The organism is Polaribacter sp. KT25b, assembly GCF_900105145.1.
GTDB lineage: Bacteria > Bacteroidota > Bacteroidia > Flavobacteriales > Flavobacteriaceae > Polaribacter.
The window spans coordinates 1,290,045-1,302,464 of sequence record NZ_LT629752.1; the positions used below are offsets into that span (position 1 = coordinate 1,290,045).

11 protein-coding genes are annotated in these 12,420 nt (G+C 28.3%); 1 reads left to right on the forward strand and 10 read right to left on the reverse strand.

What is annotated here, in order from left to right; translation table 11 throughout:
* Nucleotides 1-154: 154 nt before the first annotated feature.
* The 5 genes from BLT70_RS05430 to BLT70_RS05450 all read right to left on the reverse strand — a co-directional run bounded on the left by BLT70_RS05430 (nt 155) and on the right by BLT70_RS05450 (nt 6,836).
* Complete coding sequence (locus BLT70_RS05430; RefSeq protein WP_091892407.1) at nt 155-2,356, reverse strand: M1 family metallopeptidase; 2,202 nt, start codon at nt 2,354-2,356, stop codon at nt 155-157.
* A 145-nt stretch (nt 2,357-2,501) separates the two neighbouring features.
* The gene (locus BLT70_RS05435; RefSeq protein ID WP_091892409.1) at nt 2,502-4,613 is read right to left on the reverse strand and encodes a M1 family metallopeptidase; all 2,112 of its coding nucleotides are present in this window, start codon (nt 4,611-4,613) and stop codon (nt 2,502-2,504) included.
* A 34-nt stretch (nt 4,614-4,647) separates the two neighbouring features.
* Nucleotides 4,648-5,145: a DUF6702 family protein gene (locus tag BLT70_RS05440; RefSeq protein ID WP_091892411.1), complete on the reverse strand. Its 498-nt coding sequence runs from the start codon at nt 5,143-5,145 to the stop codon at nt 4,648-4,650.
* 29 nt (nt 5,146-5,174) lie between these two features.
* Nucleotides 5,175-5,981 (reverse strand): hypothetical protein, encoded by an 807-nt coding sequence (locus BLT70_RS05445; RefSeq protein WP_091892413.1) that lies wholly within the window; start codon nt 5,979-5,981, stop codon nt 5,175-5,177.
* 81 nt (nt 5,982-6,062) lie between these two features.
* Nucleotides 6,063-6,836, reverse strand: a complete 774-nt coding sequence (locus BLT70_RS05450; protein ID WP_091892415.1) for a hypothetical protein — start codon at nt 6,834-6,836, stop codon at nt 6,063-6,065.
* Nucleotides 6,837-6,973: 137 nt separating this feature from the next.
* Here BLT70_RS05450 and pepE point away from each other — a divergent pair, with 137 nt between their 5' ends.
* The gene (pepE, locus tag BLT70_RS05455) at nt 6,974-7,675 is read left to right on the forward strand and encodes a dipeptidase PepE (protein WP_091892416.1); all 702 of its coding nucleotides are present in this window, start codon (nt 6,974-6,976) and stop codon (nt 7,673-7,675) included.
* Between the two features lie 3 nt (nt 7,676-7,678).
* On the opposite strand, the gene BLT70_RS05460 is transcribed toward pepE, so the two are convergent.
* From BLT70_RS05460 to BLT70_RS05480, 5 genes are read right to left on the reverse strand one after another with little or no spacing between them, the layout of a single operon-like run.
* Entirely contained in the window at nt 7,679-8,689 is a 1,011-nt protein-coding gene (locus BLT70_RS05460) for an endonuclease/exonuclease/phosphatase family protein (RefSeq protein WP_231962826.1), read from the reverse strand.
* A gap of 11 nt (nt 8,690-8,700) precedes the next feature.
* Nucleotides 8,701-9,555, reverse strand: coding sequence for a rhomboid family intramembrane serine protease (locus BLT70_RS05465; RefSeq protein ID WP_091892418.1), 855 nt, complete (start codon nt 9,553-9,555; stop codon nt 8,701-8,703).
* A complete protein-coding gene (locus BLT70_RS05470) occupies nt 9,555-10,286 on the reverse strand; it encodes a rhomboid family intramembrane serine protease (protein ID WP_091892420.1) in 732 nt (243 codons plus the stop codon). Before BLT70_RS05470 ends, BLT70_RS05465 begins: the two co-directional genes overlap by 1 nt.
* Nucleotides 10,287-10,288: 2 nt before the next feature.
* Nucleotides 10,289-12,109: a DNA mismatch repair endonuclease MutL gene (gene mutL, locus BLT70_RS05475; RefSeq protein WP_091892422.1), complete on the reverse strand. Its 1,821-nt coding sequence runs from the start codon at nt 12,107-12,109 to the stop codon at nt 10,289-10,291.
* Nucleotides 12,109-12,384, reverse strand: a complete 276-nt coding sequence (locus BLT70_RS05480; protein ID WP_091892424.1) for a riboflavin synthase subunit beta — start codon at nt 12,382-12,384, stop codon at nt 12,109-12,111. Before BLT70_RS05480 ends, mutL begins: the two co-directional genes overlap by 1 nt.
* Between the last annotated feature and the right edge of the window lie 36 nt (nt 12,385-12,420).

A 12,420-nucleotide genomic window follows, 5' to 3' on the forward strand; every position in this document is an offset into this window, starting at 1 on the left:
TATTTATCGTTTTTAATATTTATAAACCAAGTTAGCTAATTTATTTTTTTTAACCAAAACGCCAACTGTGTCATAACTCAAATTATTATTCAAACAAAAGAAACCTCACAAATTTGTGAGGTTTCTTAGAATTATAAGGTTTAAAATAAAAGAATTAATTTTTTACTTTTTCTTTAAATTGATCAAATTTATCAGACTCTTTTTTAGGCCAGCTGTTGTTAGTAGTATTAACATCTGCAGTTTCTAAATCTGGATCTACAGTTATTTTTGTAATTTCTTGTGTAGAAGCAAATACTCTTTTTACAGAAGTATCATTTCTCATCCAAATTTGAGCTGGGAAAGTTTGTTTTTCTGTTGTACCATCAGCGTATGTTAATTCAACAATAATTGGCATAACTAGACCTCCTGGTTTTTCAAATTCAACAGAATAAATAAAAGAAGGTACTTCTTTACCATCTGCATGGTTTTCCATTGCTTTAGGGTTTGCATCTTCTTTTTTGTCAGTTATATAAACTAAATCTCCTAAACCTTCAAAATATTGTTTGTATTGTTCTTTTAATTTTGCAACTCTTTCACTTGGTTTATCAGTTAAATATAAAGGTTTTACTTCTTTAATACCTAAATCTGTAACATCTGTAGTATAGAACCATCCTCTAAAAAACCAATCTAAATCCATACTAGATGCATCTTCCATTGTTCTAAAGAAATCTTCTGGTGTTGGGTGTTTAAACATCCATCTTTTTGAATAAGTTCTAAAAGCGTGGTCAAATAATTCTGGTCCCATAATTGTTTGACGTAACATATATAAACCTGCTGCTGGTTTAGAATAAGCATTTGGTCCAAATTGTTTTACGTAATCTCCTTGAGACATAATAGGCGATATGTTGTCTTGAGAACCACCCATATATCTTGTAATTTCATTTGCAGGATTTGTTGCAAACAATTCTGGATCATATGTTAATTCTGCTAAAATTTCTACGAAAGAATTTAAGCCTTCATCCATCCAAGTCCATTGTCTTTCATCAGAATTTACAATCATAGGGAAAAAGTTGTGACCAACTTCATGAATAATTACTCCTAACATTCCTTTTTTAGTTCTGTCAGAATATGTTCCATCTTCATCAGGACGACCAAAATTGAAACAAATCATTGGGTATTCCATTCCTTGTCTTTCAGAATGAACAGAAATAGCTTTAGGATAAGGATAATCAAAAGTTAATTTAGAATATTCAACTAAAGTATGTGCAACTGCTCTTGTAGAATGCTCTTCCCATAACGGGTTCCCTTCTTTAGGGTATAAAGAAACTGCCATAACAGTTTTACCATTAATATTAGTTGCCATTGCATCCCAAATATATTTTCTTGATGTTGCAAAAGCAAAATCTCTTACTTGTTCAGCTTTAAATTTCCAAGTTTTAGTTTTTGTAGAACGCCCTTTTTCTGCTATTTCAGCTTCTTTTTGCGTTACAATTATTACAGGATCTTTATAAGATTTTCTAGCTTTAGCCCAACGATTACGTTGTTCTTTAGTTAATACATCTTTTTCATTTTGTAAAACACCAGTTGCGTCTACAATATGATCTGCAGGTACTGTTAAGTTTACTTCATAATCTCCAAATTCTAAAGCAAATTCACTTCTACCCCAGAATTGCATATTTTGCCATCCTTGTACATTATCATATACACATAATCTTGGAAAAAATTGTGCAATTGTATAGTTGTTGTTTCCATCAGGAAAAGACTCTAAACCAGAACGACCTCCATCTTTGTTGATGTCATTTATTTTATAGTTCCATTTAATGCTAAATTTAAAAGTTTCACCAGGAGCTAATGCTTTTGGTAAATTAATACGCATCATTGTGCTATTAATAAAATGAGATAATGGTTTACCATTACTTTCTACTTTTTCTATATTAAAACCAAAACCTTTACCTTCTTTCATAAAAGAAGATTTAAATTTATCAGGCGTTAAAAAAGCTGAAGCAGCATTAGAAGAAGCTAAAGGAGTTTTAGAATCATCTGCTCTCATGTTTTGATCTAACTGAATCCATAAATAATCTAAATTATCTTTAGAGTTATTGTGATAGGTAATTTTTTCATCACCATAAATTTTGTTAGTACTTTCTTCTAAACGGATGTCCATCACATAATCAACTTTCTGTTGTGTATATTGATGACCAGGAGCTCCAGAAGCTGTGTGTTGATCGTTAGGAGTAGCCAAAACATCCTTCATTTGTCTGAATTTGTTTTGATCTGTGTGTCCTTGTTGTGTTTCCTTAGCTTCTTTTTTTTCTTGCGCTAAACTTGCTGCAACTACAAAGAATAAAGAAAATACTAGTAAAGAAATTTTTTTCATTTGAATTGGTTTGAATTAAACATGCCGACTAAATTAACAATATATCAGTAAATAAGTTAAAGAATGTTAAAATTTTAACAAACCTTTATCATAAAAAAAAGGCAATCGTTAATTTGATTGCCTTTTTGATAATTTTAATTAAAGTTTAGCCTTTAATTTTGTTTTTAAATTTATCAAACTTATCAGCTTTTTCTTGTGGCCAATTGTTGTTAGAAATATCAACATCAGCAGTTTCTAAATCTGGATCAATTGCAATATTTTCTATTTCTTTTGATGAAGAAAAAACTTTTGTAATTTCATTATCATTTAATCGCCAAATTTGAGCAGGATATGTTTTTCTTTCTTTTGTACCATCTTTATATGTAAATTCAACAATAATTGGCATTACTAATCCGCCAGGTTTGTTGTAGGTAATTTCGTAGTGGTATTTTTTATGTTTGTTAGAAAAACCTAAACCTTCACTAGTATCTTCTGTAAACTCTACAATATTATCATTTTGTGTTGAATAGAATTTTTTAACATTTTTTAAACCAATATCTGTAACATCTGTAGTATAAAACCAGCCTCTCCAAAACCAATCTAAATCTACACCAGAAGCATCTTCCATAGTTCTAAAGAAATCTTCTGGCGATGGGTGTTTAAACATCCATCTTTGAGAATAAGTTCTAAATGCATGGTCAAATAATTCTTTACCCATAATTGTTTCACGTAAAATCCATAAAGCAGTTGCAGGTTTCCCGTACGCATTGTTTCCAAAACTGTGTACATTATCTCCTTTAGACATTATTGGCGAAATTTTAGATTGATCTCCACTCATATAACGAACAATATTTTTTGGTAATCCTCTTCCTAACGGATACCCTTCTTCATAATCCATCATTGCTAACATTTGCATATAAGAATTTAAACCTTCGTCCATCCAAGTCCATTGTCTTTCATCAGAATTTACTATCATCGGAAAAAAGTTATGTCCAACTTCATGAATTGTAACACCAATCATTCTATATTTAGTTCTGTCAGAATATGTTCCGTCTGCTGCAGGTCTTCCTGGATTAAAACAAATCTGCGGATATTCCATTCCCATTTGTCCGTCTACAGAAATTGCTTTATGATATGGATAATCAAACGTGTATTTAGAATATGTTTTTAAAGTTTGTGCAACAGCTCTTGTAGAATGATCGCCATATAATGGGTTTGCTTCTTTAGAATATAAAGAATATGCCATAACCGTTTTGCCATTAATATCTACTGCCATTGCATCCCAAATAAATTTTCTTGAAGTTGCAAAAGCATAATCTCTCACGTTTTCTGCGAAAAATTTCCAGGTTTTTGTTTTTTTAGAATGTCCTTTTTCAATTTTTTCTGCTTCTTCTTGTGTTCTAATAACTACAGGATTGTCAAAAGTTTTTCTTGCAGTAGCTAATCTTTTTTGTTCTTTTTTGGTTAAAACGTCACTTTCATTTTTTAAAATTCCAGTTGCACCTAACATATGATCTTCTGGAGTTGTAATATTTACCGTAAAATCTCCAAATTCTAAGGCAAACTCACTTCTTCCCCAAAATTGGTCATTTTGCCAACCTTCTACATTATCATATACACATAATCTTGGATAAAATTGCGCAATTACATAGTTGTTATTTCCGTCATCAAAATGTTCAAAACCAGATCTTCCTCCATCAGTTCTATGATTGTTGATGTTGTACCACCACTTTACATTAAATTTAAAAGTTGCACCAGCAACCAAAGGTTTAGGTAAATTAATGCGCATCATTGTTTGATTAATGGTGTACGATAAATTACTACCATTAATATTTGTTACGCTCATAATTTTAAAACCACCATCAAAAGTTTCATCAGAAAAATTTTTATCAAATCTTGCTTTGCTTATTTTAGTAGGAACATTATCTGTTTGAATATCTGGAGATTTAGAATCTGCAGCTCTCATGTTTTGATCTAATTGTAACCATAAATAGGCTAAATCATCCGTAGAATTATTATGATATGTAATTGTTTCTGCACCAGTAATTTTTTGTTTTTCATCATCTAAAACAATATCCATTACATAATCTACTTTCTGTTGTGTGTAGTTTTTTCCTGGAGCTCCAGAAGCAGTTCTTTGATCGTTAGGAGTTGAAAACTCATCTTTTAACTGCTTAAATTTGTTTTGATTTGTGTGTCCTTGTTGTACTTGTCTTTTTTGTGCAAATGTGTTTGCTACAAAAACGAAGGATAAAAGGAGAATTCCAATTTTTTTCATAAATGTTTGATTTTGATTTTGATTTGAATGAATATTAATAACTGAATTTTGCTGAGTTTTCCTGTTTGGTTAAGAGCACACTTTTATGCTTTTTACCAAGTTTACATTTTGTTAAATTTTGTTGTTGAGGAAAATGTTCTATTAATAATTTATTTGTAACCTCTATAGTTTTAAGTTCATTTATGTTTTCTATTTCTAAATAAAAATAAACTAAATCGCTTTCATATTCTTTGCCTATAAAAATGAATTCTTTAGCAACGCCGTCTATTTTAAACTTCAATTTTTCTTTTAAATATTTTTTAAAATAAACATCGTTATCTTTTAATTCTTTTTTGGTATCTAATCTTAAATCAATCGAATAATCTTTATTTAAAGCAGTTTCTATATCATCCATAAAAACATTTATAATTATTTGAACCGATTTTGCTTCTGGTTTATAATTAATTTGAGTTAAGCTCAAATAATATTTGTGGGCAGAAAAAGAAAGTAAAGGAATAATTAATAACAGTAAAAAGGTTTTGTTTAATTTCATACATTTTAAAAATCAATTATTAAGCCAAATTAATCATTCTTTATGATTTCATGGTAAGGAACACTTTCTGTTCTTAAAATTTTAATAAGTTCTAATATTTTGCCTTCTTTATGCAGGTTTTCTATTCCTAAAGGATTACAATATTCTAAGAAATGAAAGTATCTTTCAACAGGAATTTTTAATTCATCAAAAAAGAATTTATCACCAAGTTCTGATAATATTTTATTTGGAAATGCTTTTTTTAATTCTAATTCTTTACGTAAAGCTTTAAAACGTTCAGAATATTTAAAAGGAATTACAGCTTTAGCACCAGCACCTGCTAATCTACTAATTGGGTCTACATCATTTACCGGTGGTTTTGCTCTCGTATTGGCATCAATTGTAAGGTCTTTTTCTTTGAAGTTAATATTAGAAAAATCCATAACTTCACCTAGTAAAGAATCTTTTTTATTAATAGGAACTACTTTTGTATCGATGCCTAATCTGCCACTTAAATTATGCCTTTTTAACTCAAATTCATTTAATGTGTAAATATTCGATTTTAATAAAACTTGAATATTTTTTTGTTGGATAATCTTTTTAGTAATAAAGATTATTTTAGGAATATGCTGAATAGAAGAAATTTTTAAAGAATCGCCTTCTGAAACAAAAATTCTAAACAAACCATCATCACTAGAAAAAGTTCCTTGTCTTGTATTTAGGTTGATGATATTTGCATTTTTAACAATACCAAGAGAATCGGAAACTTTACCGCTAATAATTTTATTTTTTTCTTGAGAAAAAGAATTTATAAAACTGATAAAAAATAAAGAAGTAAAAAGTATTTTTTTTATCATAGTTAAAGTTTAGCTTTTTACAAATTAAGTAATTTTAATTTTTATTTATCATAAATTTAAATCTAAACTTCTGTTAAAATATTATTTTTTAGAAACAATAAGAGTATCTGTACTTATTTTTTGAGAAAAAGTCTTGCTTTCATTCATCAAAATTTCAGTAACTGTTATGTTTTCGCTTCTATTAAAGTAGGTAATTATATTTTTTTTATAACAGTAATTTAAAAAAGGATTGATGTGTTCTTTTTTAATTTGTAAATCGGTTATAAAAAAATCGTCTGTAAAGTATTTTCTAATTTTTTCTAGTGCATTGTCTTCTAATGTAATTTTTTTTAATTCTTTTTTACGTTTGTTATTTCCGTTTAAAGAATTTATTAAATTATCTAAACTTACAACTCCACCAGATCTAAATTTAAAAACAGATAGATCTTTTTTTGCTTTAGTATTAGCATAAGGTAATTTAAGTGTTTCTGCATTTACTGTTTTTGGTGGTATTATTTCTGGATCTTCATAAAAAATACTTTTAGGTTTTTCTAAAGTAATTTCATTTAAAGAATATGTTTTTTCTTCTAATTCAACTTCTAAAGTTCTATTTTTAAAGATTTCTTTGGTAATAACGATGTGTTTTTCTTTTAGATTTACATGCGTAAATTGTAAGCTGTCACCAATAGAAACAGGTATTTCAAACCAATTATCATCTCTGGTAATAGTTCCTTGTTTGGTGTTTTTATTTATAATATGTACATCAGAAACAATAGCTGTGTTTAAAATAATTTTTCCTGAAATAATTTTTCTTTTTTCTTGACTGTAAGTAATTACCACAAAAAATAAAAAGATAGGTATTAGTTGATTTTTCATAGTTACAAAGTAAAGCGGAGTTGTTCTTAAAAATCTACTAACACAATTATAATTTATTGTTAAACAGAAATTAAAAATGCAATTTTATGATGATTTTAAGAAATGATAGTTCTAAAAAAAAGATTTATTTTTGATGTATGAAAAAATTAATGATTGCAAGTACATCAACCATTCATGGAAGTGGATATTTAGAATATTTAATGCCAACATTAGCTGTTTTTTTTGCTGATGTAAAAAGTCTTCTTTTTATTCCGTATGCTCGTCCAAGTGGAATATCTTATAACGAGTACACAAAAATTGCTCAAAAGGCTTTTGAAAAAATAGAAATTGATGTAAAAGGGATTCATGAATTTAAAAATTCGAAAGAAGCAATACAAAAAGCTGAAGCTATTTTTACAGGAGGAGGAAATACTTTTGAGTTGGTAAATCAATTGTATAAAAATGATGTAATTACTACTTTAAAACAAGTTTTAGAAAACGGAACTCCTTATTTAGGAACAAGTGCCGGAAGCAATATTTGTGGTGTTAATATGATGAATACGAATGATATGCCAATTGTATATCCGCCAAGTTTTACAACTTTAGGTATGATTCCGTTTAATATAAATGCGCATTATTTAGATCCTATAAAAGATTCTACTCACATGGGCGAGACAAGAGAAACGAGAATAAAAGAGTTTCATGTTTTTAATAAAACTACGGTTTTAGGTTTGCGAGAAGGAAGTTGGTTAGAAGTTTTAGGTGATATAATTTCTTTAAAAGGAAATTATACAGCAAGATTATTTCAAAAAAATGAAAATGCTAAAGAATTGGAAATTGGTGTTTTAAATATAAAATAGTAATTACCAGTTTATTTTTGCAATAATAGGGAAGTGGTCAGAATTTTTTTCTGAGAAAGAAGTAAATTTATTAACAGTAGCATTTTCATCAGTTAAAATAAAATCGATTCTCATAGGAAACCAATAATTATATGTTTTTCCAAAACCAATTCCTGCTTCTACAAAAGTATCTTTTTTGTTTTTTGCAATTTGATTGTAAACCCAAGAATAACAGGTGTTATTAAAATCGCCTGCTACTATTTTTTTACCTTTAAAACCTTTTTCGTGAGCTAGAAAAATTTCAGTTTGCTCTGCTTGTTGTTTAAAACGTTCTTTTAACCTAGCTACTAATTTTTCTGGATTTGCTTGACCAAAATTCTCCATTTTAGTGTTTAATTCTAGCGATTGTAAATGTAAATTATACACTCTAATGGTGTCTTTTTTTCTTAGAACATCAGCAAAAATAATATTGTTAGAAGTGTGTTCTAAATTTAAAGAACCAGAATTTATTATTGGGAATTTTGAGTAGATTGCCAATCCTATTTTATCTTTTTTATTCTTTGTTTTTATGTATTTATAAGGATAGTTAAATTGCTGTTTTTCTAAACTATAATATTCTTGAAAAAGTAAAATATCTGGTGATTTTTCTGTGATAAAAGCATTTATTTTTTTAGAAATGTTTTCATCATCAATCCATTGCCAATGGTTAAACATTCTAACATTATAACTCATCACTTTTACATCATCATTTAATGAAGAATTATGTTCTGTCATTTTAAAAAATGGCGTAATAAATAGCCAACCAATAACTAAAATTATTAATGATAATAAAAGTTGTTTCTTAAATTGAAGTAACCAATAAAGAACAAAAACAAAATTTATAATAATTAAAAAGGGAACAAATAAACTTAAAATTGCAAAAACAGGAATCGTTTTTGGCGAAATATAAGGCAGCAAAAAAGAAAGCAATAGTAAAGTTGCAATAAGTGAATTTACAATGTAAACTAACTTATTAAATAGGGATAATTTTTTCACTCGGGGATATCTTATTTTTTTCCTTGCCTAAACAAGAATTCTTTTTCTTTTTTTGTTAAAGTGTCATAGCCAGACTTACTTATTTTATCTAAAATTGCATCAATCTGTTGTTGTGTAAGATCTGTATTTTTTGTGGTACTTGTTGTTTTTTTAGGTGATTTATAAACTGTTTTTAATGGCTTTCTTTTAGTTTTAAAGATAGATAAAATTCCGTTAAATAAATTAATTTCTTTATTACTAGCTTTAGTTACATATAAAAAACCAAAAAGACTTCCTCCTAAATGGGCAAAATGTCCGCCAGCATTATCGCCAACTAACGCAATAACATCTAAAGCAATCCAAATTGCGGCTAAATGCCAAAGTTTTACAAAGCCAATAAAACGTAATTTTAATTGATAATTTGGCATATACGTAGCAATACCTATAAATATTGCAGAAATACCGGCAGAAGCGCCAACTAATAAAGAAGATTGTCCTTCAAATAAAGGAAAATAATTCTGACTAAAAATAAATAAAAGTCCGCCAAAAAAAGTTCCTAAAATATAAAAGCTAAGCAGTTGTTTTTGCGTAAAATATTCTACAAATAAATTACCAATAAAGTGTAACACAATTAAGTTCATTAAAATGTGTAAAAAGTCTGCATGTAAAAATCCGTAGGTAATTATAGACCAAGGTTTTTTTAATAAAGAACTATAATCATCATCCAAAGAAAACCATTCTACTAGCCAATTTATATCTCCTTTATACAAACCTTGAAGAGTACTAATTACAAGTGTTAAAACAAAGATAGCAATATTTATATAGATTAATTTATCTACAATATTGCCATTAGAATAGCGGTTTTTAAGATTGTCTATAAAACTCATTAGTATACTTTAAATTGATTTTTTTTCCAATACCAAGCAATTAAAAAACCTATTAAAGCACCACCAATATGTGCAAAATGAGCAACATTACCAACAGAATACTTTGTCATTCCAAAAAATAAATCTCCTAAAATCATAACCGGAATAAAGTATTTTGCTGCAATAGGAACAGGGAAAAATATCAAGGCTAATTTTGCGTCTTTAAAGTACAAACCAAATGCAACTAAAACTCCGTAAATTGCGCCAGAAGCTCCAACTGCAGGTGTGTTGAATAAAGAGGTTATTTCGTTAAATTGTTCTTGCGTTATAGCAGTTATAACACGAGTATCATTTGTGGTTCCACTTTTTAAGATGGATAAAATTTCTGAATGATTTAAGCCAGCGTTTATAAAAAGTTCATACAAGTTATTAAATTGATAATAGTTTACCAAAGTATAAATAATTCCTGCGCCCAAACCAGCAGAAAAATAGAAGAAAATAAATTTCTTTTTTCCCCACATTTTTTCTAAAGGCGTTCCAAAAGCCCATAAACCATACATATTAAATAAAATGTGCGCGAAACTTCCGTGCATAAACATGTGCGTTACATATTGCCAAATCCCAAAATGTTCGTTCATTGGAAAATGCAAAGCCAATATATTTGTAAAATCTAATTGTAGCAATTGTGGTGCAACAAATACAATTACATTTATAATTATTAGGTGTTTTATGGCGTCTGTAATATTGTTCATTTTTAACTATTAAATAGATTATCTATTTCGTTTAAAGTTAGTGTTTTAAATGTTGCTTTACCAAAAGGAGAAACAGTAGGTTCTTTGCAAGAAAATAAATTATTTACTAAGCTTTCTTGTTCTTTTTCAGAAAGTTGTGCTCCAGTTTTTATACATAATGTTTTTGCAAATGATTTTGCCATTACATCAAAATGACTAAAACTAGCATCTGGCACTTCTAAATCTATATCATTTAAAAGTTCTTCTAAAATAATGGTAATTTTACTTTCTGTAACAGAAACTGGAATTCCTTTAATAGTTACACTGTCTTTTGTAAATTCATCAAACGAAAAACCAGCGTTTTCTAATTCGTTTTTAATGGTATAAATCATTTCTATTTCTGCAGATGAAAATGAAATTTTTACGGGAAACAATAATTGCTGACTATTGGCTTCTTTAACAGTAATACTTTCTAAAAATTCTTCGTACAAAATTCTTTGATGAGCCAATGATTGATGAATTAAAACTACACCAGATTTTATCAAACTCATTACATATTTTCGCTGAATTTGAAATGTTTTTTGTGTTTTTGATTCTTGCTGATGTTCAAATAATTCTGATTGATTTCCTTCATCAGAAAAAGCAGTAGAAGTATATAATGACTCCCAACTTTGTGTTTTTTGTTCTCTTTTGTAAGGAGTCTGATTTTCCTTTTGAGTAGTTTTGGTTTCTTTAAAAGGATTAAAATCTGGATCAACAGTAATTTTTGGCACAGAAGTTTTTACAGCATTTTTATTTAAATCATAAGATGTGTCTAAGTTAGAATCTCTGTTAAAATCTAAAACAGGTGCTACATTATATTGACCTAAACTGTGTTTTACAGTTGCTCTTAGCATTGCATATAAAGCCTTTTCATTATCAAACTTTATTTCTGTTTTTGTTGGATGAATGTTTATATCAATTGTACTAGCTGGTACTGTTAAATATAAAAAATATGACGGATGTGCTCCATATTCTAACAAACCATCAAAAGCATTTACAACTGCATGATTTAAGTACGAACTTTTTATAAAACGATCATTTACAAAAAAGAATTGTTCACCACGTTTTCTTTTAGAAAATTCTGGTTTTGCTACAAAGCCTTCAATAGTAAGAATATCTGTTTGTTCGTTAATTGGCACTAATTTTTCATTCATTTTAGCACCAAAAACAGCCACAATCCGTTTTCTTAAATTGCCACCTTTTAAATGATAAACTTCATTGTTATTATGATGCATTAAAAATGAAATTGTTGGATGTGCTAAAGCAACTCTTTGAAATTCATCAATAATATGTCTGGTTTCTACAGTATCAGATTTTAAAAAATTTCTTCTTGCTGGAATATTGTAAAACAAATTTTTAACAGCAATACTTGTTCCTTTTGAAGTAGAAACAAAATCTTGAGAAACGATTTTACTTCCTTCAATTTTGATGGAAGTACCTAGTTCTTCATTTTCTTGTTTTGTTTTTAATTCTACATGTGCAATTGCGGCAATAGATGCTAAAGCTTCGCCTCTAAAACCTTTTGTACAGAGATTAAATAAATCTTCTGCTTTTTGAATTTTGGATGTAGCGTGTCTTTCAAAACACATTCTAGCATCTGTGGCACTCATTCCTTTACCATTATCGATAACTTGAATTAGTGTTTTTCCTGCATCTTTTAATAAAAGTGTAATGCTCGATGCACCAGCATCAATAGCATTTTCTAATAATTCTTTTACCACAGAAGCGGGTCTTTGAACTACTTCTCCTGCAGCGATTTGATTTGCTACATGATCTGGTAAAAGTTGAATGATATCTGACATTATTTTGAATAGAATATTGATATATCAAAATCTATGATATATAAAAAAATCATTACTAAAACTAAAACAATATAAATTACAGTATTGTTAGAACCTTTTTCGGCATTTTTAAGTTCGTTTAAAGCTGTAGAAAATTTAGATTTTAAGCCTTTGTTTTTTCCGGTTGTAGTTCTAAATTGATCAAGTTTGTGCTCTATTTTATAAGGGCTTCCTTCTCCTTTATAATAGCGAGGCTGATAATCAAATTTTTTGTTTGTTCTTTTTAAAAATCCCATAATTAAAATAATAAATTGGTGAATATTGATGTTAAA